The 21,222-nt window shown below is 64.8% G+C and carries 19 protein-coding genes; 13 read left to right on the forward strand and 6 right to left on the reverse strand.

Annotated elements, in window-relative coordinates:
• Window positions 1–42: 42 nt before the first annotated feature.
• The gene (locus ABID44_RS10420) at window positions 43–1,836 is read right to left on the reverse strand and encodes an acyl-CoA dehydrogenase C-terminal domain-containing protein (RefSeq protein ID WP_354151644.1); all 1,794 of its coding nucleotides are present in this window, start codon (window positions 1,834–1,836) and stop codon (window positions 43–45) included.
• 260 nt (window positions 1,837–2,096) lie between these two features.
• Entirely contained in the window at window positions 2,097–3,446 is a 1,350-nt protein-coding gene (locus ABID44_RS10425) for a putative bifunctional diguanylate cyclase/phosphodiesterase (RefSeq protein WP_354151645.1), read from the reverse strand.
• Window positions 3,447–3,624: 178 nt separating this feature from the next.
• On the opposite strand from ABID44_RS10425, the gene gshB reads away from it, so the two are divergent.
• Both gshB and ABID44_RS10435 read left to right on the forward strand, forming a co-directional pair.
• Window positions 3,625–4,566 carry a glutathione synthase gene (gshB, locus tag ABID44_RS10430; RefSeq protein ID WP_354151646.1) on the forward strand — a complete coding sequence of 314 codons (942 nt, stop codon included), beginning with the start codon at window positions 3,625–3,627 and terminating at the stop codon, window positions 4,564–4,566.
• A gap of 59 nt (window positions 4,567–4,625) precedes the next feature.
• On the forward strand, window positions 4,626–4,844 hold the full coding sequence (locus ABID44_RS10435; protein WP_354151647.1) for a hypothetical protein: 219 nt from the start codon (window positions 4,626–4,628) through the stop codon (window positions 4,842–4,844).
• 12 nt (window positions 4,845–4,856) lie between these two features.
• Here the strand turns inward: ABID44_RS10435 and ABID44_RS10440 are convergent, their stop codons facing one another.
• The 4 genes from ABID44_RS10440 to ABID44_RS10455 all read right to left on the reverse strand — a co-directional run bounded on the left by ABID44_RS10440 (window position 4,857) and on the right by ABID44_RS10455 (window position 8,331).
• Window positions 4,857–5,624 carry a M48 family metallopeptidase gene (locus tag ABID44_RS10440; RefSeq protein WP_354151648.1) on the reverse strand — a complete coding sequence of 256 codons (768 nt, stop codon included), beginning with the start codon at window positions 5,622–5,624 and terminating at the stop codon, window positions 4,857–4,859.
• Window positions 5,625–5,754: 130 nt separating this feature from the next.
• Complete coding sequence (locus ABID44_RS10445; RefSeq protein ID WP_354151649.1) at window positions 5,755–6,258, reverse strand: DUF2852 domain-containing protein; 504 nt, start codon at window positions 6,256–6,258, stop codon at window positions 5,755–5,757.
• Between the two features lie 121 nt (window positions 6,259–6,379).
• Window positions 6,380–7,519 carry a benzoate/H(+) symporter BenE family transporter gene (locus ABID44_RS10450; RefSeq protein WP_354151650.1) on the reverse strand — a complete coding sequence of 380 codons (1,140 nt, stop codon included), beginning with the start codon at window positions 7,517–7,519 and terminating at the stop codon, window positions 6,380–6,382.
• A 29-nt stretch (window positions 7,520–7,548) separates the two neighbouring features.
• A complete protein-coding gene (locus tag ABID44_RS10455) occupies window positions 7,549–8,331 on the reverse strand; it encodes an alpha/beta hydrolase (protein WP_354151651.1) in 783 nt (260 codons plus the stop codon).
• Between the two features lie 218 nt (window positions 8,332–8,549).
• On the opposite strand from ABID44_RS10455, the gene infC reads away from it, so the two are divergent.
• The 11 genes from infC to ABID44_RS10510 all read left to right on the forward strand — a co-directional run bounded on the left by infC (window position 8,550) and on the right by ABID44_RS10510 (window position 21,222).
• Window positions 8,550–9,086: a translation initiation factor IF-3 gene (gene infC, locus ABID44_RS10460; RefSeq protein WP_354151679.1), complete on the forward strand. Its 537-nt coding sequence runs from the start codon at window positions 8,550–8,552 to the stop codon at window positions 9,084–9,086.
• Between the two features lie 122 nt (window positions 9,087–9,208).
• The gene (locus tag ABID44_RS10465) at window positions 9,209–9,865 is read left to right on the forward strand and encodes a methyltransferase family protein (RefSeq protein ID WP_354151652.1); all 657 of its coding nucleotides are present in this window, start codon (window positions 9,209–9,211) and stop codon (window positions 9,863–9,865) included.
• Window positions 9,866–10,040: 175 nt separating this feature from the next.
• A complete protein-coding gene (rpmI, locus tag ABID44_RS10470; protein ID WP_354151653.1) occupies window positions 10,041–10,250 on the forward strand; it encodes a 50S ribosomal protein L35 in 210 nt (69 codons plus the stop codon).
• 32 nt (window positions 10,251–10,282) lie between these two features.
• On the forward strand, window positions 10,283–10,681 hold the full coding sequence (gene rplT / locus ABID44_RS10475; protein WP_354151654.1) for a 50S ribosomal protein L20: 399 nt from the start codon (window positions 10,283–10,285) through the stop codon (window positions 10,679–10,681).
• A gap of 86 nt (window positions 10,682–10,767) precedes the next feature.
• Window positions 10,768–11,643, forward strand: a complete 876-nt coding sequence (locus ABID44_RS10480) for a BUD32 family EKC/KEOPS complex subunit (RefSeq protein WP_354151655.1) — start codon at window positions 10,768–10,770, stop codon at window positions 11,641–11,643.
• Window positions 11,640–12,725: a phenylalanine--tRNA ligase subunit alpha gene (gene pheS / locus ABID44_RS10485; protein ID WP_354151656.1), complete on the forward strand. Its 1,086-nt coding sequence runs from the start codon at window positions 11,640–11,642 to the stop codon at window positions 12,723–12,725. The genes ABID44_RS10480 and pheS overlap by 4 nt, the downstream gene beginning before the upstream one ends.
• 22 nt (window positions 12,726–12,747) lie before the next feature.
• Entirely contained in the window at window positions 12,748–15,165 is a 2,418-nt protein-coding gene (gene pheT, locus ABID44_RS10490; protein WP_354151657.1) for a phenylalanine--tRNA ligase subunit beta, read from the forward strand.
• A 93-nt stretch (window positions 15,166–15,258) separates the two neighbouring features.
• Complete coding sequence (locus tag ABID44_RS10495; protein WP_354151658.1) at window positions 15,259–16,245, forward strand: Gfo/Idh/MocA family protein; 987 nt, start codon at window positions 15,259–15,261, stop codon at window positions 16,243–16,245.
• 7 nt (window positions 16,246–16,252) lie between these two features.
• Window positions 16,253–18,718 (forward strand): ATP-dependent helicase HrpB, encoded by a 2,466-nt coding sequence (gene hrpB, locus ABID44_RS10500; protein WP_354151659.1) that lies wholly within the window; start codon window positions 16,253–16,255, stop codon window positions 18,716–18,718.
• Between the two features lie 68 nt (window positions 18,719–18,786).
• Window positions 18,787–19,737: a LysR substrate-binding domain-containing protein gene (locus ABID44_RS10505; RefSeq protein WP_354151660.1), complete on the forward strand. Its 951-nt coding sequence runs from the start codon at window positions 18,787–18,789 to the stop codon at window positions 19,735–19,737.
• A 357-nt stretch (window positions 19,738–20,094) separates the two neighbouring features.
• Complete coding sequence (locus ABID44_RS10510) at window positions 20,095–21,222, forward strand: quaternary amine ABC transporter ATP-binding protein (RefSeq protein ID WP_354151661.1); 1,128 nt, start codon at window positions 20,095–20,097, stop codon at window positions 21,220–21,222.

The following is a 21,222-nucleotide window of genomic DNA, read 5'->3' on the forward strand; positions in this document are numbered from 1 at the left end:
CCTCATATGGAAATCGAAGGGAGATCATCCAATCCTGAAATCCTAGAACGCCTCCGCCGGCAGCGCCATCATGGTGTCGGAGCCGGTGGAGATGCGGGCGAGATGCGCCGCGGTCTCCGGCATGACGCGCTCCATGAAGTAGCGGGCGATGACGATCTTGTGCTCGTGGAAGGCGGCGTCTTCCGCGACTGTGGCCAGCTTCTCCTGCGAGGCCCTGGCCATGCGGCCCCACATGTAGCCCAGCACGACGAGGCCGAAGAGATGCAGATAGTCGGTCGAGGCCGCGCCCGCATTGTCGGGCTTGGCGACGGCGTTCTGCATCAGCCACATGGTCGCGGCTTGCAGGTCGTTGAGGCCCTTCTTGATGGCCTTGGTGAAGGGCGCGAGGTTCTCGTCGGCGCGGTTTTCCTCGCAGAACTCGCCCACTTCCGTGAAGAAGGCCTGCACGGCGCGGCCGCCATTCAGCGCCAGCTTGCGGCCGACGAGGTCGAGCGCCTGGATGCCGTTGGCGCCTTCATAGATCATGGCGATGCGGGCGTCGCGCACGAACTGGCTCATGCCATGCTCTTCGATATAGCCGTGCCCGCCGAACACCTGCTGAGCCATCACCGTGTGCTCGAAACCCTTGTCGGTGAGCACACCCTTGACCACCGGGGTCATCAGGCCAAGCATGTCGTCGGCTGCTTGCCGCTCCTTCTCGTCCTGGGAACGATGGGCGATGTCGGAATTCAGCGCCGTCCACAAAAGCAGAGCGCGGCCGGCTTCGTTGAAGGCGCGCATGGTCATCAGCGCGCGGCGGATATCGGGGTGGACGATGATCGGATCAGCCTTGCCCTGCGGGTTCTTCGCACCCGACAGCGAGCGGCCCTGAAGCCGCTCACGGGCATAGGCGGCGGCGTTCTGGTACGCGATCTCCGACATCGCCAGTCCCTGAAGGCCGACGCCGAGGCGGGCCTCGTTCATCATCACGAACATGGCCTTCAGGCCGCCATTCTCCTCGCCGATCAGATAGCCTTCGGCCTCGTCATAGTTCATGACGCAGGTGGCGTTGCCGTGGATGCCCATCTTCTCTTCAAGCGAGCCGCAGGACACGCCGTTGTCCGCGCCGGCATCGCCGTTGGCGTCGAGGCGGAACTTCGGCACGATGAATAGCGAAATGCCCTTCACACCGTCCGGCGCGCCCTCGATGCGGGCCAGAACCAGATGGATGATGTTGTCGCTCATGTCGTGGTCGCCGGCCGAGATGAAGAGCTTCTGGCCGGAGATGCGATAGGCGCCGTCGCCGTTCGGGACCGCCCTGGTGCGCAGCAGGCCGAGATCCGTGCCGCAATGCGGCTCGGTCAGGTTCATGGTGCCGGTCCATGCGCCATCGACCATCTTCGGCAGGAAGGTCTGCTTCTGCTCCTCGCTGCCGTGGACGAGGATGGCGGCGATCGCGCCCTGGGTGAGGCCCGGATACATCATCAGCGCCATGTTGGCGGACGACAGATATTCGCCGACGGCGGCATGAAGCGTATAGGGCAGGCCCTGTCCGCCATATTCGGCCGGGATGGCCAGCCCCATCCAGCCGCCCTCGCGATATTGCTGATAGGCCTCCCGGAAGCCTTTCGGCGTCGTCACCGAGCTGTCGTCATGGCGCTTGCAGCCTTCGAGGTCGCCGACGCGGTTGAGCGGCAGCATGACGTTTTCCGCCAGCTTCGCGCCCTCGGCCAATATTGCTTCCAGCATGTCCGGCGAGGCGTCGGCGAAGCCGGGCACGTTGGCATGGTTCGCGTAACCCAGAACGTCGTTGAGAAGATAAAGCGTGTTCTGGACCGGTGACTGGTAGATGGGCATGCAGTTCCTCCACCCGTGGGAATGATGCGGGCGCGCGCAGCGCACTGAATCCGATAATGGCGCAGACATAGCAAAGATTGACGTTTGCGTAAACGTCAATATCGCGAGGCGGGGAGCGAATCTGCATGCCGCGACGGAAGAGGTGGCGGATCAAAGCGCTGGATATGTTGCGGCGGTGTGGCGGATTTCCATGAAAATCCCGACAACAAGCATTCGTCAGAATACAGGAGGATTCGGAAAATGGCCGTCGGCGGCGCTGCTCAGCTCACGGCTGTCTGCGGCAAGCTTCGCATCAGGCTGTGAAGCAGGGCCAGCGTGGAGGCGGCGTCGACCGGCTTTCCGAACAGGAAGCCCTGTCCGGCCTGACAGCCGAATTCGAGCAGGAGTTCTGCCTGCTTCTCCTCTTCGATGCCCTCGGCGACGACATGGATGCCGAGCCCCTCGCACATCGACAATATGGCGCGGATGATGTGTTGCGACGGCCGGTCCTCCAGCATGGAGGAGACGAAAGCGCGGTCGATCTTGAGCTTGTCGAACGGAAATTCGCGCAGGCGGCTGAGCGAGGACTGTCCGGTGCCGAAATCGTCGAGCGCGACGCGGATGCCGTGGCGGCGCAGGTCGTCGATGATCTTGGCGACCGAGGCGGAATCGCTCATCAGCCCGGTTTCGGTGATCTCGACCTCCAGCCGGTGCGGATCGAGCCCGGTGCGCTCCAGCATGGCCAGGATGTGATGGCCGGTGTTCTGGTCAACGAGCTGCGACGGCGAAAGGTTGAAGGACAGGAACAGGTCCTGCGGCCAGGCCCGCGCCGCTTCGGCCGCCTTGCGAAGCACGAGCTGCGAGAGCGGTCCGATTATGCCGCGCTCTTCGGCGATCGGGATGAAAATGGCCGGCGAGACGTGCCCGAGATCGGGGTCGGTCCACCTCGCCAGCGTTTCGAAGCCGATGATGCGTCGTGTCGGTAGGTCGACGATGGGCTGGAAATGCGGCTCCACCTCGCCGGTCGAAACCGCGCGGCGGAGCGCCTGCTCGATATGGGTGAGGCGCCTTGCGGCTTCCTCCATCTCGCGCGTGTAGACGGTGACCTGTCCGCGCCCAGAACGCTTGGCGTGATAGAGGGCGGTTTCTGCCTTGCTGAGCAGTATCCCGGTGGTTTCGTCCTGCGAGTAGAACAGCGAGCAGCCGGCCGAAGCCGAAAGCCGGGCCGTGCGCTCGCCGACATCATAGGGAGCCGACAGGATCTCGATCAGGGTGCGCGCTCTTTCGGCCGCCGCCTCCTCGCTGAACACCAGCGGACACAGGAAGGCGAATTCGTCCGCCCCGATGCGGCAAACCGAGGAATGGTCGTCCATGGAGGCGCGCAGGCGCATGGCGATCTGGGCGAGTATGTCGTCGCCGGCCTGATAGCCGAACAGATCGTTGATCGGCTTGAAGCCGTCGAGGTCGAGAATGCCGATGGCGAAGGGAGCGGGGTCGTCGGCGCGGTCCCGGATCAGGCGATCGACCCGGTCGCAGAAGCGCCGGTGATTGCCGAGACCGGTCAGTGCGTCGGTAAAAGCCAGATCATTGCCGTCTCTGCTGACTTGCCGGCCGCCAAACGGCATGTTCATCGCGCTTCCTGGAAATTTTTAAAAGAATCGTCGGGCGGACCATGGCATCAAAGCCTTTAGGAAAGGTATCGAATGGAATGTTATTTCACTGCGGCCGCCTTCTTCGTCCCGACGCCGCATTGGCAGGGAATGCCAACTTGCCTATATCTCACGCCTCGTGACTTCGGAGACCTTCCCCATGCCGCTCAGGATCGCGGTCCAGATGGACCATATCTCAACCGTGTCGATTGCCGGTGACACCACATTCGCGCTGTCGCTGGAAGCGCAGCGGCGTGGCCATTCCCTTTATCATTATACGCCCGACCGGCTCTCGATGCTCGATGGCAAGGTGTTCGCACGCGTCGAGGAGATGACGGTGCGCGACGAAAAGGGCAGCCACTACACTTTGGGTGATCCGGTTCGCGCCGACCTGTCGGAAATGGACGTCATCCTGCTGCGCCAGGACCCCCCCTTCGACATGAATTACATCACCACCACCCACATGCTGGAGCGCATCCATCCGCAGACGCTGGTGGTCAACGATCCGGCATGGGTGCGCAACAGCCCGGAAAAGATCTTCGTCACCGAGTTCGCCGACCTGATGCCGGAGACGCTTATCACCAAGGACCCGCAGGAAGTGGCCGCCTTCCGCCGCCAGCATGGCGACGTCATCATCAAGCCGCTCTACGGCAATGGCGGCGCAGGCATCTTCCACCTGCGCGACGACGACCAGAACCTTTCGTCGCTGCTGGAAATGTTCTCGCAGATGTTTCGCGAGCCCTTCATCGTCCAGCGTTATCTGAAGGACGTGCGCAAGGGCGACAAGCGCATCATCCTCATCGATGGCGAGGCCGTCGGCGCCATCAATCGCGTTCCGGCCGACCACGAATCGCGCTCGAACATGCATGTCGGCGGCCGCGCCGAGAAGACCGGTCTGACCGCCCGCGAGCGCGAGATCTGCGAGGCGATCGGCCCTTCGCTGAAGGAGCGCGGATTCATACTGGTCGGCATCGATGTGATCGGCGACTATATGACGGAGATCAACGTCACCTCGCCGACCGGTATCCGTGAGGTGTCGCGTTTCGGCGGCGCCGATATAGCCGCCCTGTTCTGGGATTGCGTGGAGGCCAGGCGCGGCTAGAGCATCGGAGCGAAAAGACGCGCGGCGCTCCAGGCCGCCTTACGGGAAAGGAAACGAGGATGACCGGCGACAGCACTCGCGAAGCGAAGGAAAAGCTGGCGCAGGCCCGCCAGGTCATCGCGTATCTCCTGGAACGCGCCGGCATGGATGGCGCGGAAGGCCAGCGCGCGCTGGATTATTTCGGCGGCGAAGCCTTCGATCGCGATTTTCTGCCTTGGCCGCGTCATACGGGCGGGTCGCTGCACCCGGACGAACTCAACGCCGCCAATGACGACTGAGGACGGCGGCGCTTATTCGAAGGCGATCGCCTGAAGGGCCGAGCCGTTGCGCTTCAGCCATGCCTTGCACCGCTCGGTATCCGGGCACAATTCCTCGCACAGCTTCCAGAATTTCGGGCCGTGATTCATCTCGCGCAGGTGCGCGACCTCATGCGCGACGAGGTAGTTGATGACCGGGCGCGGCGCCATCATGATGCGCCATGAGAAGGACAGCACGCCATCGGCGGTGCAGGAGCCCCAGCGGCTCGACGTGTCCTTGAAGCGCACCGCCCTGGCCTTGCGGCCGACAGCCGCCGTGTGCTTCTCGACCAGCGCGCCGATCTCGCGCCGAGCCTCGCGCTTGAGGAAGTCCGCCACGCGCCTTGGCAGATGGGCGGGCTCGCCATGGACGATGAGCACGGGGCCGGCCTCGTCCTCGCCGGCCAAGGCCAGCCCGCGCTTGCCCGATTCATGCACGATCCTGTGCGGCACGCCATAGAGCGGGAGCTTGATGCCGGGGCGCACCTGCGGCCGGTCCGGCAGTTTCGCCAGCTTTTCTTCCAGCCAGCCCTGATGGCGGGTCAGGAATTTGTCGACCTCGCCGCCCCGCAGGCCCGGCGGCACGGTGATGCGCAGGCCCTGCCCGCCGGCGTCGATGCGCAGGGTCAGACGGCGTGCCCGCCCGTTTTCCACGATGCGCAGCGGCAGCGTGCGGCCGGCGACCGTGTGCTCGCGCTGTTCGACCGGTTGCGGCGCGGGCTTGGCGGCCCCATTGAGATTGCGAAAGAAGCCGAAGGACATGGCCGCACCATAGGCGATTCGCCGGCTGGATGGATGGGGTGATTGGCGGGCCGAGCCCGGCAGGAAGTCACGTCAAAAACAAACGGCGTCGCCGAAGCGACGCCGTCTGCCGGGGAGACAAGGTTCAGGCTCAGTCGTCGAGCAGATTGTCGTTGGACTTGCCGCGCTTCTTCGGAGCCTGTCCGGTCGACGCTTCGCTGGTCGTCCCGGTGGCGGTTTCGGTGGTCGCCGGGGCGGTCGAGCGGTTGCGCTGGGCCATGAAACGGTCGAACTCTTCCTGGTCCTTTGCGCGGCGCAGTTCACGCGCATATTCGTCGAACTCGGCCAGCATCTCGTCGAGCTTGCGGCGCTCTTCCTCAAGACGGGTCAGTTCCTTTTCGCGCCAGTCGTCGAAGGCGACGTTTCCGGTGCGGGGGTTACCCCAGCGCTGGGCCTTGTCAGCGCCGCGGCGGCAGCCGGAGAACAGGCCGTCGGTCGCGCGGTTGACGTCCTTCTTGAAGCCTTCGAGCCGGTCGCCCCAGATGATGTAGGCGAGCATGGCGAGGCCGAGAGGCCAGAAAACCATGAAGCCGATCACCATCAGCGCGATGGTCGCCGGCGTCCATGCCGGGCGGATCAGTGCAGTCGTGTTCATGTTTTTCGCGTTCCTTCAGTTGGAGCCAGCCGGTCGGGCTGCCTGAAAAACGAGATGGGAAGCGAAAAAAGGCGATTCAAGACAAAATCGGAACGATCCGGCCAAGCTACGGGGATTGCTTCTATTTTTTCAACCTGTCGAGGCCCAGTACGATCAGGCCCGCCACCAGTCCCCAAAAGGCGGAGCCGACGCCGAACAGGACGACGCCCGAGGCTGTGACGGCGAAGGTGACGGTGGCGGCCATGCGCTCCCCGTCCTTTTGAAGCGCAATGGTGAGCGCGTTGGCGAGAGGGCCGAGCAGCGCCAGTCCCGCCACCAGCACGATCAGGCTTTGCGGCAGCACTGCGAAGATCGCCACCAGCGAAGCGCCGAAGATGGCGAAGACGAGATAGGCGAGAGCGTAGAATGGTCCGGTCTTCCAGCGCTCGGCCGGATCGGGATGCACGTCCGGGCCGGTGCAGATGGCGGCGGAGATCGCGGCGAGGTTGGTGGTGGAGGCGCCGAACGGCGCGGTCAGCACCGAAAACAGACCGGTCACCCCGATCAGCGGCGCGGGATCGGGCTCGTAGCCGGAGGCGCGCAGCACCGCCAGACCCGACAGGTTCTGCGAGGCCATGGTGACCAGATAGAGCGGCACGGCAAGGCCGACGATCGCGCCGGCCGAAAATTCCGGCCAGATCCACGTCAGCGTCGACAGTTCGGGGGTCGGAAGGCCGCCCACGCGCCCGGTCAGGAACGCCGCCGCGCCGCCGCCGATCAGCACGGCCAGCACTGAAATTGCCGGATTGACCAGCCTGAGCACGAAGAAGGCGGCGATCAGCGGCACGATCAGCCATGGATCGACGGGCGCCGTTTTCGCCGCTTCCGTGGCGAAGGTGACGACGATGCCGGCCAGCATTCCCGAAGCGACGGATGCGGGAATGCGCGAAATCAGCAGGGTCAGCGGCCGAAACAGGGCCGTCGCCACCAGAAGCGCGCCGGTGACGAGAAAAGCCCCGACCGCTTCGCCCATGGAAAAGCCGCTGGAGGCGGCGATGAGGGCCACGCCCGGCGTCGACCATGCGGTGATGACCGGCATTTTCGTGCGCCATGACAGCCATGCCGTCTCGAAGGCCATGGCGAGGCACAGCGCCGTGACCCAGCTCGCCGTCTGCAACTGGGTCGCGCCAACCGCCGCGGCGGCGGCGATGACGATGGCGAGCGTTCCGCCGAAGCCGACGATCGCCGCCACGAAGGCGGATACGGGGATGGATATGCGCATCTGACGGAAACTCGTACGGGAAGAGAAAGTCAGTCGTTCTGGTGGGCGGCCCGCGCGGCCATGTCGTTTACCGCCGAAACCAGCAGGTCGATGTCCTGTGGCCGTGACAGGCGGTGATCGCCGTCCGGCACCAGCGAGAGCGTGACGTCGTCTGCGGGAAGCAGTGTGACCAGCTTCAGCGCATGGGCGTGCGGCACGGATTCGTCCTGCATCCCTTGCAGGATATGGACCGGGCAATGGGTGTCGATCGGACCGTTCATCACCAGATTGTCGCGCCCGTCCTCAATCAGCGCGCGCGTGTAGATGTAAGGCTCGTCCACATATTCGGAAGGGATTTGAAAATAGCCCTGGCTTGCCAGGTCCTCACGCTGCGCCGCCGTCATCGAGGGCTCGACCAGTTCGGCGGTGAAATCCGGCGCTGGCGCGATCAGCACCAGCCCCCTGACGCGGTTCTCGCCGGCCTTGAGAAGTTCCTGCGCCATGCGCAGCGCAATCCATCCGCCCATCGACGAGCCGACAAGCACCTGGGGTCCGCGCGTATAGCGGGCGAACACGGCCAGGCTCTCGCGCAGCCATTTCGAGATCGTGCCGTCCTTGAACTCTCCGCCTGATTCGCCATGGCCGGAATAGTCGTGCCGTATGAAGGCGCGGCCCTGTCCCGTGCACCATTCGGCCAGCGCTTCGGCCTTGGTGCCGAGCATGTCCGACTTGTACCCGCCCAGCCAGACCACGCCGGGCGCATCACCCTCCTGGCGGCGCACGGCGATCTCCATGCCGTCGACATCCAGAAACTCGACTTGCGATGCGGTCATGATATGCTCCTGTTCAGGCCGCGTGTTGTGGCACAGGCTGGCCGGCTGGAAAAGCCGCCTCGCGATTTCCCGATTCGCAACAGGCGAATATGAATGGCCGGTTGACATCGTGGATTATGGTGATTTTCGTTGTCTGCTGTGCTATTGACACCGCGCACGTGCTTCCTGCATAGGCGCCTCCGCATCCGCCGTATCAACAATTCGAGGAGAATACGACCATTCGCAGACCTTTCAAAGCAGCAGCGCCCACCAAGGAAGGGCCGCGCGCTAACCGGGACATCAAGGTCCCCCGCGTCCAGCTTATCGATGCCGACGGCAACAACCGCGGCGAAATTGCCACCAGCGAAGCCCTCCTGCTCGCCGAAGAGGCCGGGCTGGACCTCGTTGAGATTTCCCCCAACGCCAATCCGCCGGTCACCAAGATCCTCGACCTGGGCAAGCTGAAATACGCCACCCAGAAGAAGGCGGCGGAAGCCCGCAAGAACCAGAAGGTCATCGAGATCAAAGAGGTCAAGATGCGCCCGAACATCGACGACCACGATTATGAGGTCAAGATGCGGGCCGCGCGACGGTTCTTCGAGGACGGCGACAAGGTGAAGGTCACGCTTCGGTTCAGAGGCCGCGAAATGGCCCATATGGAACTTGGCATGCAACTCCTCAACCGGGTTCGTGAGGAAACCGCGACGATCGCCAAGGTGGAGGCCGAGCCGAAGCTCGAAGGCCGCCAGATGATGATGGTGCTTGCGCCGCGCTGAAGCGCGGTCCCGAAAGGCCCGTTATTTTTCGGGCCGGATGCCGTCGCCTGCGGGCGGCCGCCATGATCCTGCCGCAAGCCCGTGCTCATGACGGCGTCCCGACATTGTGAACGGAGACCGTCATGGGCGAAGGTGCGGCGCATTCTCAGGGTGAGGCCGCGCCGGGCAGGCCAGGGCTGAGCAATTATCAGCGCGCACGCCGTAGGGTGCTTGCGGTTTTGATCGTGCTGTTATGCAGCCTGTTGCTGGTCGGCCAGTCGACCTATCCGCCTGAATCCGTCGTCCACGAAACCATAGAAATGTTCGGCGTGCTGCTGATTTTCCTTGGTATAGTCGGACGGCTTTGGGCGACCCTTTATATCGGCGGACGCAAGTCGGCCGAGGTCGTGACGGGTGGCCCATACTCGATAACCCGCAATCCGCTTTATGTGTTTTCGACGCTGGCGGCCGCCGGCGTCGGCGCGCAGATGGGCTCGCTGACGGCCATGTTCGGCTTCGCGTTCCTGTGCGCCTTCGCCTTCCGTTTCGTGATCCTGCGCGAGGAGCGTTTCCTGAAGGACGTGCTTGGCGCGCCCTACGAAGCCTATCTCTCCCGCGTTCCCCGCTTCATTCCCGACCTGTCGCTCTATGACGAGGGCGACACAGGCTCGTTCCGCCCGCGCCTGCTTAAAACCACCCTGCTGGACGGACTGGTGTTCCTGCTGGCGATGCCGGTTTTCGAGTCCATCGACAGCGCCCAGATGGCTGGTATGCTGCCGGTGCTGTTCACCGTTCCGTAAGCCGGCTTTCGCTTTGGCGGCAAGGTGTTGCGCTTTGGCTCGCTTTGCCGTATAGACCCGCCGTTCATGAAAACCGCCCGGCAGGGCATGCCGTGGCGGTTTCGCTTGCTTTCCGGACTTTGGTCGGTCCGGAGCGAAGACAAGGGCGATCCCGCCCGACAAGGAGACAAGCAAAATGCCCAAGATGAAGACCAAATCGTCCGCCAAGAAGCGGTTCAAGATCACCGGCACCGGCAAGGTGCTGGCCCAGGCCGCCGGCAAGCGCCACGGCATGATCAAGCGTACCAACAAGTTCATCCGCGATGCCCGCGGCACCATGGTTCTCGCAGAGCCGGACGCCAAGAAGGTCATCAAGAACTACCTGCCTAACGGCGGCGGCCTCTGAGCCGGTTGGAACGATTTTAAGGAGATCATGACATGCGCGTGAAAAGAGGCACGGTTGGCCACGCCAAGCACAAGAAGGTTCTGAAGGCCGCCAAGGGCTTTTACGGCCGCCGCAAGAACACCATCCGCATCGCCAAGCAGGCGGTGGAGAAGTCGCTGCAATACGCCTATCGCGACCGCAAGGCCCGCAAGCGCAACTTCCGCGCTCTGTGGATCCAGCGCATCAACGCTGCGGTGCGCGAGCACGGCCTGACCTACGGCCGTTTCATCGACGGTCTCAACAAGGCCGGCATCGAAATCGACCGCAAGGTGCTGTCCGACATGGCCATCCATGAGCCGCAGGCTTTCGCCGCGCTGGTGGCGAAGTCGAAGACCGCGCTTGAGTACCTCAAGGACACCACGCCGAATGCTTTTGAGAGCGCTGTAGCTTAAGCCAGCGTTTTCCCGAAGCTTTCTGCAACATAACGATTTGGGAAACCCGCGCTGGCAGGCTGGCGCGGGTTTTCTTATGGGATGCGATGAGCACGCACGCAAACGACAGCACAGGGACGCTTTCCGCCGAAGCTCTGGCAAGCTTGCCGGGCCTCGTGGCCGCGAATGCGCATCTGCGCGTTGCGTGTGCCGAGGTCGGGGGCCGTCGCGTCTGGATCAAGCGCTACGATGTCGAGCGCATGCCCTATGGCAAGGTGCTGCACGCGTTGGCCTCGCCCCTGCTGCCCATGTTCCTGCGCTCCTCCGCCCGCGCCCAGGGGCAGGCCGGGCTGGAGCGCGAGCGCAACAAGATGGAACGCTTCCGCACCGCCGGTTTCCCGGTGGCCGGCATAGTGTACAGCGAGCCATCCGTGCTGGTGCTTTCCGATGTCGGGGCGACTGCCCAGAAGCGTCTGGGCGACCTGCTCTGCGTGGACGCCGCCGCCCATGACGACCTGCTGGTGAAACTGGCGCGGGCGCTGGGCGAGGCGCACCGCGCCGGGCTCTGTCATGGCAGGCCGCATCCGCGCGACATGTTTTTGCAGGATGATCGCGTCGGCTTTCTCGATTTCGAGGAGGAGCCCGAAGCGGTGATGGACCTGTCGATGGCGCAGGCCCGCGACCTGTGGCTGCTGTTCCTGCAAATATCGTCACGCGCCGCCTTGCCGGGCACGCAAATGCGCGCCTTCTCGGCCTGGCGCGGCGCTGCGCCCGCAGCGGTGGTCCCGGCCCTGTCACGGCTTGTCGGTTTCTTCCATCGCTGGATGACGCCGTTGCGCCTGCTGCCCGAAAACCTGCTTGGCAAGGATGCGCTCTACGCCGTGCAGGCCACCTCTTTCCTGAAAAGCGCGCTCGATGCCGCCCCGGCGTCCGCGTCTTCCCTTCAAGCCACCGGCCGCGAGCGGCCAAGAGGACAATCATGACGGATATCGACCAACTCGAACGAACGCTGTCGGATGCGATTGCCGGCGCAGGCGACGAAACGGCCCTCGAGGCGATCAGGGTTTCGGCGCTGGGCAAGAAGGGCTCGGTTTCGGAACTCCTGAAGACGCTGGGCGCGATGAGCCCGGAAGAGCGGCAGGTCAAGGGCCCGCTGATCAACGGCATCAAGACCCGCGTCACCGAGTCCCTCTCCGCGCGCCGTGCCGAGCTGCGCGACGTGGCCATCGCCGCACGACTGGAAGCCGAAAAGGTGGACGTCACGCTTCCCGTGCGCGCCTCGCCCGCCGAGCGCGGGCGCATCCATCCCATCAGCCAGGTGATCGACGAGATCGCCGCCATCTTCGGCGACCTCGGCTTCGCCATCGCCGAAGGGCCGGATATCGAGACCGATTATTACAATTTCACCGCGCTGAACTTCCCCGAAGGCCATCCGGCGCGCGAGATGCACGACACCTTCTTCTTCCAGCCGGACGACAAGGGCGAGCGCAAGGTGCTGCGCACCCACACCTCGCCGGTTCAGATCCGCACCATGGAGCAGCAGAAGCCGCCGATCCGCATCGTCATTCCCGGCAAGACCTACCGGCAGGATTCGGACGCCACCCATTCTCCCATGTTCCATCAGGTCGAAGGGCTGGTGATCGACAAGACCGCCAACGTCGCCAACATGAAGTGGGTGCTGGAGGAGTTCTGCAAGGCCTTCTTCGAGGTGCCGTCGGTCAAGATGCGTTTCCGTCCGAGCTTCTTCCCGTTCACCGAGCCGTCGCTGGAAGTCGACATCCAGTGCGACCGCTCGCGGCCCGGCGAGGTGCGCTTCGGCGAGGGCGATGACTGGATGGAAATCCTCGGCTGCGGCATGGTCCATCCGAACGTCATGCGGGCCGGCGGGCTCGACCCGGACGAGTATCAGGGCTTCGCCTGGGGCATGGGCATCGACCGCATCGCCATGTTGAAATATGGCATGCCGGACCTGCGCGCCTTCTTCGACGCCGATGTGCGCTGGCTGCAGCACTACGGTTTCCGTCCGCTCGACCTGCCGACGCTGTTCGGCGGGCTGAGCAACTGATCGCGCGGCAAGGAACAGACACATGAAATTCACCCTCTCCTGGCTGAAAGAGCATCTCGAAACCGAGGCGACGCTGGACGAAATCGTCGAGCGGCTGACCGCGATCGGCCTCGAAGTCGAATCCGTGGATGACAAGGCCGCCCTCAGGCCCTTCGTCATCGCCAGGGTTCTCACCGCCGAAAAGCATCCCGACGCCGACAAGCTGCGCGTTCTGTCGGTCGATGCTGGCCCAAGGGTCAACAATGGCGCGCCCATTCAGGTCGTCTGCGGCGCGCCCAATGCGCGGGCGGGCCTCATCGGCGCCTTCGCCGCGCCCGGCACCTACGTTCCCGGCATCGACGTGACGCTTTCGGTCGGCAAGATCAGGGGCGTCGAGAGCCATGGCATGATGTGCTCGGAACGCGAATTGCAGCTTTCCGACGAGCATGACGGCATCATCGATCTGGCCTCCGATGCGCCGGTCGGCACGTCTTACGCAAGCTGGGCGGGGCTGGACGATCCGGTCATCGAGATCAACCTGACGCCGAACCGCCCGGACGCCACGGGCGTCTACGGCATCGCCCGCGACCTCGCCGCCTCCGGCCTCGGCACGCTGAAAACCGCGCCGGTCGAACCGGTCGCCGGCAAGGGCGAATGCCCGGTGAAGCTGACCATCGAGGCTCCCGACCTGTGTTTCGGTTTCGCGCTGCGTCTCGTGCGCGGGGTGAAGAACGGTCCGTCGCCCAAGTGGATGCAGCAGCGCCTGCTGGCCATCGGCCTGCGTCCCATCAACACGCTGGTCGACATCACCAACTACATCACCTTCGATCGCGGACGGCCGCTGCATGCGTTCGACGCCGCCAAGGTCGCCGGCAATCTCGTGGTGCGCCATGGCCGCGAAGGCGACAAGGTGCTGGCGCTCGATGGCCGCGAATATGAGCTGACGCCGGACATGTGCGTCATCGCCGATGACAATGGTGTGGAATCCATCGCCGGCATCATGGGTGGCGAGCATTCCGGCTGCGACGAGAACACCACCGACGTGCTGATCGAATCGGCGCTCTGGAACGCCCTCAACATCGCCCGCACAGGCCGCTCACTCGGCATCATCACCGACGCCCGCTACCGTTTCGAGCGCGGCGTCGATCCCGAATTCATGGCGCCGGGGCTGGAGCTGGCGACCCGCATGGTGCTGGACCTGTGCGGCGGCGAACCGACCGAGGCGCAGCTCGTCGGCTATGCCGGCCATGCGCCGAAGGTGGTTTCCTTCCCGCTTTCGGAGGTGAAACGGCTCACTGGCCTCGACGTGTCGAAGGAGGAGAGCCTGTCGATCCTCAGCCGGCTTGGCTTCAGGCCGCAGGGCGATGGCGAGGTGGTCGATGTCGAGGCGCCGTCCTGGCGGCCGGATGTCGACGGCAAGGCCGATCTGGTGGAGGAGGTGATGCGCATCCACGGCGTCGATGAGATCGAGTCGCGCCCGCTTTCCAGCCATGATGCGGTGAACGGCAAGATTCTCACCACGCTGCAGATTCGCAGCCGCTTCGCCCGGCGGGCTCTGGCCGTGCGCGGCATGCTGGAGGCCGTCACATGGTCGTTCATTCCGGCAAGGCACGCCGAGCTGTTCGGCGGCGGGCAGGCGGCGTTGAAGCTCGCCAACCCGATCGCCGCCGACATGTCGGATATGCGGCCCTCCCTGCTGCCTGGCCTGATCGCGGCGGCCCAGCGCAATGCGGATCGCGGCATGGGCGATGTCGCCCTGTTCGAGGTGTCCGGAGCCTATGAGGGCGACACGCCTGAAAAACAGCGTCGCGTCGCCGCCGGCATCCGGCGGGGCACCGCGAAGCTGGATGGTTCCGGCCGCCACTGGAACGGCAACGCCGCCCCGGTCGGCGTCTACGACGCCAAGGCCGACGCCATCGCCGTGCTGGAAGCCTGTGGCGCACCGGTGGACCGCTTGCAGATAGAGGCGGCCGCGCCCGGCTGGTATCATCCGGGCCGCTCGGGCGTGATCAAGCTCGGCCCCAAGGTGGTGCTTGGTCATTTCGGCGAGTTCCATCCGAAGACGCTTGAGGCGCTCGACGCCAGCGGGCCGCTGGCCGGCTTCGAGGTGTTCGTGGACGCCATCCCCGAGCCCAAGGCAAAGCCGACGCGCACCAAGCCGAAGCTGGAGCTTTCCGCATTCCAGGCGGTGAAGCGCGACTTCGCCTTCGTCGTCGACAGGACGGTTGAGGTTGGCGCGCTGGTGAAGGCGGCGCTTGCCGCCGACAAGAAGCTGGTCACCGACGTCGGCGTGTTCGACATTTTCGAGGGCGCGGCGCTTGGCGATGGAAAGAAATCCATCGCCATCGAGGTCACCATCCAGCCGGTGGAGAAGACCCTTACGGAAGAGGATTTCGAGGCGTTGGCGGGCCGTATTGTCGAAAACGTCAAAAAGCAGACCGGCGGCGCGCTGCGGGCCTGATTTCTGACCTGTCCCCGGAGTGGGCGCGAGGCGGTTGGCTTTTGGCCCGCTTCGCGCCATTCTTGCCTTTCATCGTTCGCGCGGGGTGAAGTCATGTTCCGGTGGGGTATCCTTTCAACGGCCAATATCGCGCGCGAGCATCTGTTGCCGGCCATCGCCGGCTCGGAAAACGGCGTGGTGGCGGCCATCGCGAGCCGTGATGCGGCCCGCGCCCGGCGCCTGGCGGATCAGTGGAACGCGCCCTACGCGTTCGGCTCCTATGAGGAATTGCTGGCGTTCCCGGAGATCGATGGCGTCTACATTCCCCTGCCGAGCTCGCAGCATGTGGAATGGGCGGCGAAGGCCATCGAAGCCGGCAAACATGTGCTGGTGGAAAAGCCGCTGGCGCTGAAGGCGGACGACATCGCGCCGCTGATTGCGCTTCGCGATCACCACAAGGTGCTGGTCAGCGAGGCCTTCATGGTCGTCCACCACCCGCAGTGGATCAAGGTGCGCGAGCTGATCGCGGAGGGGGTCATCGGCCGGCTGCGCCATGTGCAGGGAGCCTTCTCCTACTACAATGTCGACCCCCGGAACATGCGCAACCAGCCCGATCTCGGTGGCGGCGCGCTGTTCGATATCGGCGTCTATCCGGCCGTGACGACGCGCTTTGCGACGGGCGGCGAACCCTTGCGCGTGCAGGCGAGCATCGAGCGTGACGCGACCTTCGGCACCGACATCTATTCGTCGGTGCGCGCCGATTTCGGCAGTTTCGAATTGTCTTTCTATCTTTCGACGCAGATGGCCGCGCGTCAGGCCATGGTTTTCCACGGCGACACGGGTTTTATCGAGGTGGCGTCACCCTTCAATGCCGGGCGCTATGACGATCATGTCGTGACGCTTCACAACCGCGATCACGATGCGGCGCAGGTCTTCCGCTTCCCCAGCGCGCAGCAATACCGCCTCCAGGTCGAGGCCTTTGCCCGCGCCGCCGGCGGCGGCAAGGATCGCATCTTCACGCTGGAGGAATCGGTGCTGAACCAGAGGGTCATCGACGCCATCTTCCGTGCCGGCGGGCATGACGGCTGGGAGCAGGTCTGAGCCCTTCATGAATGCCGTTTCGCTGCCGGAGCTTCCGGTCACCGCCGTTTTAGCCGATCTTGGCCGAGCGCTCGACCGCGGCAACAAGGCGGTTCTGGTCGCGCCACCGGGAGCGGGCAAGACGACGCTGACGCCGCTGGCTTTGCTCGAAGCGGGCTGGCGCGAGGACGGCGTCATCGTGTTGCTGGAGCCGCGCCGGCTGGCTGCCCGCGCCGCCGCGCGGCGCATGGCTTCGCTGCTCGGCGAAGAGCCGGGCGGCACGGTCGGCTACGCCATGCGCATGGAAAAGCGTGTATCGGGCCGCACCCGCGTCATGGTCGTCACCGAGGGCGTGCTGGCGCGCATGATCCTTGACGATCCCGAACTGCCTGGCGTCAAGGCGCTGATCTTCGACGAATTCCACGAGCGCTCGCTGGATGGCGATTTCGGCCTCGCGCTGGCGCTCGACGTGCAGGGCGCGCTACGGCCCGATTTGCGCCTTCTGGTCATGTCGGCGACGCTGGATGGCGCGCGCGTGGCAAGATTGCTGGACGGTGCGCCGGTGATCGAGAGCGAGGGCCGGTCCTTCCCCGTGGATATCCTTTACAAGGAGCGCCCCGCCGGCATGCCGGTGGATGAGGCCGTGGCCGCCGCCGTCCGCGCCACCCTTGCTGAGGAAACGGGCAGCGTGCTCGCCTTCCTGCCGGGCCAGCGCGAGATCGAACGCACCGCCGGGCGGCTGGAAGGCCGCGTCGGGGCCGACACCGACATCGTGCCGCTATTTGGCATGATGGATGCGAAGGCGCAGGATGCAGCCATCCGCCCCCCGCCCTCCGGCCGGCGCAAGGTGGTGCTGGCCACCGCCATCGCCGAGACCTCGATCACCATCGACGGGGTGCGCGTGGTCATCGACAGCGGCCTTGCGCGCCTTCCCGCCTACGAGCCGGCGAGCGGCCTGACACGGTTGGAGACGGTGCGCGTGTCGCGGGCCTCCGCCGACCAGCGGGCCGGCCGCGCCGGGCGCACCGGACCCGGTATCGCGATTCGCCTGTGGCGTGCCGAGCAGACGGCGGCGCTGCCCGCCTTTACGCCTCCTGAAATTCTCGCCGCGGATCTGTCGGGCCTGCTGCTCGATTGCGCGGCCTTCGGCGTGGCCGATCCCGCGACCCTCGCCTTTCTCGATCCGCCGCCCGGCCCGGCGCTCACAGAGGCCCGCGCCCTTTTGCGCACGCTGGAAGCCATCGACGCCGATGGCCGCCTCACCGAAGCCGGGCAGGCGATGCGGCGTCTGGCCTTGCCGGTGCGGCTTGCGCATATGGTGGCCGAAGCCGCCCGCAGCGGCCATGAACGGGATGCAGCCCTTCTGGCCGTGCTTTTGACCGAGCGCGGACTGGGCGGCGACAGCGCTGATCTGGAGCGGCGGCTGATGCGCTTTGCCGGCGAAAGATCGCCCCGCGCCAAAGCCGCACGGCAGTTGGCGGAGCGGCTGGCGTACAGTGCAGGCAAGGGCCGTGACCGCGACGGCTCGTCCACGCCCGGCGCTTTGCTGCTGCACGCATGGCCGGATCGCGTCGCCCGGGCGCGTGGCGAACGCGGACGTTTCGTGCTCGCCAATGGCTCGGGCGCGATGCTCGACGCAGCCGATCCGCTGGCCGGCGAAGCCTTCCTCGTCGTCGCGGACTTGCAGGGCAAGGCGCAGAATGCACGCATCACCGCCGCAGCAACGGTCAGCGAAGATGATATTCGCGATCTGCTTGGGCAAAGCATCGAAAACCGCCGTGAGACGCTGTTCGATCTGGAGCGCAGGAGCGTGCGGGTGCGCGAGCAGAGCCGGTTGGGAGCCATCGTGCTTTCCGAGCGGATGCTGCCTGCGCCGACGGGCGATGTGGCGAACGAGGCCGTGCTCGACGCCGTGCGCGAAAACGGGCTCGCCATCCTGCCATGGGGCAAGGAGGCGACGACGCTGCGCCAGCGCCTTTCATGGCTGCGCAAGGGGCTGGGGGAGCCCTGGCCGGATATGGCGGAAGGGGTGTTGATCGATCGCCTGGATGAGTGGCTTCTGCCGTTTCTGAGCGGCTCGGCTTCGCTTGCCTCGATCGGCGGCGGTGCGCTGGCCGCCGGCCTCACCACATTGGTGCCGCATGAGCTGCAGCGGCGCATCAACGCGCTGGCGCCCACCCATTTCGATGCGCCTTCCGGCAGCCATGTGCCGATCCGCTATGACGGCGAGCAGCCGGTGCTGGCCATCCGCGTGCAGGAACTGTTCGGCCTCGGCGCGCATCCCGCCATAGCCGGCGGCGCCGTGCCGCTGACGTTGGAGCTGCTGTCGCCGGCGCATAGGCCGATCCAGACAACCCGCGATCTGCCGGGCTTCTGGCAGGGTTCGTGGGCCGATGTGCGCTCCGACATGCGCGGCCGCTATCCGAAGCATGTCTGGCCGGAGAACCCGCTGCTGGCGCAGGCCACCAGCCGCGCCAAGCCGAGGGGAACCTGAGCGCGATGGAAGGCTTGCCGCAAGCCGGCTTCCGGCCCATCATATGGTTTCAAGCATAAGGCAGGCTCATGTCTGGTTTTCGCCGTCAGCTTCCATCCATGACGTCGCTGGTGGTGTTCGAAGCCGCGGCGCGGCAGTTGAGCTTCACGCGCGCCGCAGCCGAGCTCGGCATCACCCAGGCGGCGGTGAGCAGGCAGGTGCAGGCGCTTGAGCAGAATCTCGGCTTCCAGCTCTTCCGGCGTCTGCATCGTTCGATCGAACTCACCGAGCGCGGCCAGACGCTGTCGAAATCCATGTCGGAAGCGCTGGGCACCATCACCCGCACCGTGCAGTCGCTCACTGCTGAAACCAGTCCCGGCGAACTGGTCATCTCGGCTTCGGTCGCGTTTTCGCATTTCTGGCTGCTGCCGAAGATTTCCGATTTCCGCCGTCTTCACCCTGAAATCAGGCTGAAGGTCATCAGCCAGGACACCAATGTGAACCTGCTGCGCGAGGACGTCGACATCGCCATCCGTTATGGCGAGGGCAACTGGACTGACGGCCGGGCGATCATGCTGTTCAACGACGATATTTTCCCGGTGTGCAGCCCGGACTATCTGGCCGCCCACGGCTCTCCCGATTGCGTGGCGGATCTCATCCGTCACAGTCTGATCGTCAGCGATTCCCCCGATCCCAGCTGGATCGGCTGGGAGCGATGGCTCAACGCCTTCGGGCATGGCGCGGCGCCGCGCAACGTGACGCTGAGTTGCAGCTTCTACACGGATGCGATCCATGCCGCGATGCGCGGCGAAGGCATCGCTCTTGGCTGGAACAGGCTGGTCCACGATCTTTTGGAGCAAAATCGGCTGGTGCGCGTTTCCGCCGAGTCGCTTCGCACACGCGAAGCCTATTTCGTGGTGCTGCGCAACGGCCAGCCCGTCAAGCCTCAGGTCGAGGCGTTTCTGCGCTGGATTCGCGCCGAGCGCGCCCAGCCGGGTGTTGCCGGGCCGGAAGCCGCTCCGGCCCTCTCCGAGGCATAAAAAGCCCCGTTCTTTTCATTACGGGTTGCATTACATTAGGTAATGCCTATCATTCGGGGTCTTGGGGTTTACAACCCCGAGACAAGATTGAAATCATGACCCTCAAACAAAGGCCGCCCGGTCGGGAACCCGGGACGAGCATTGGGGGGCAAGAAGAATGAGGAGACTCGTTATCCTTGTATTGAAATCAGGCTTTTCCGACTGCGGGAAAGCCCTATGCCAGATAGTGCCCGGCGCCTTCCGCATCTTCCCGGACGGAAACAGCGCCGAAAATTCCAGCCCGACTGTTCCAGCATCCAAATCCGCCTTCATCGGCGCGGTTGCAATTGCCCCCGTTGTCTCGGGAGGCCGCAACTGATGCACGGAATACACCCCCCGGAATCGCCCGACAGCCAGCAAGCCGCCCGTCGCATTGAAGTGCGAGGCGTCAGCAAAGCCTTCGGCACCAAAGCCGGCGAAGCGCTCGAGCTTGCGCGGCAAGGCGTCTCCAAGAGCGAAATCCTCAAGCAGACCGGCGCGGTGCTTGCCATCGACAACGTGTCCTTTTCAGTGGATGCCGGCGAGATATTCGTCGTCATGGGTCTGTCGGGCTCGGGCAAATCCACGCTGGTGCGCTGCCTTAACCGCCTGCATGATCCGACCGTCGGCTCCATCGAGATCGACGGCGAGGACGTCCTCAAGGCGTCGGACGAGCGCCTTCGCGAATTGCGCCTCGGCAAGATCACCATGGTGTTCCAGCATTTCGCGTTGCTGCCGCACCGCACCGTGGCGGAAAATGTCGAATACGGCCTGAAGATGCGCGGGCTGGGCAAGGCCGAGCGTCGCGAAAAGGCGTTGAAGACGCTGGAAAACGTCGGTCTTGCCGGCTGGGGGGATCGTTACCCGCATAATCTCAGCGGCGGCATGCAGCAGCGCGTGGGACTGGCCCGCGCCCTGGCGCTCGATCCCGAAATCCTGCTGATGGATGAGCCGTTCAGCGCGCTCGACCCGCTCATCCGCCGCGATATGCAGGGTGAACTGATCGAATTGCAGCGCCGCTACCGCACAACCATCATCTTCATCACCCATGACCTCAACGAGGCGCTGACGCTGGGCGATCATGTCGCGGTGATGAAGGACGGGCGGCTGGCGCAGGTCGGCAAACCCGCGGAGATCGTGCTTGATCCGGCCGACGACTATGTGGCGGCCTTCACCCGTGACATCGATCGCGGGCGGGTGCTGCCGGTGCGGGCGGCCATAAGGCGCGCCGACGACCCTGCCGCGCTCAGGAGGCTGATCGAAAAGGGCGCCGTGACCATAGAAGGCAGTCGTCCCCTGCATGAGGCGTTCGGCCTTGTCTCGGACGGAAAGCCGATTGTCGTTGTGGGCGGCGACGGCGATCCCGAAGGCCAGCTCGACGCGGCCGACATGGCCGCGATGCTTGCCGGCGATGGAGCCGGGAAGGAATTATCCGGGCAGGCCGCTGCTGAAAAGGGGAGATCGTGA

Source organism: Aquamicrobium ahrensii (genome assembly GCF_040545755.1).
GTDB classification, from domain to species: Bacteria; Pseudomonadota; Alphaproteobacteria; order Rhizobiales; family Rhizobiaceae; genus Mesorhizobium; species Mesorhizobium ahrensii.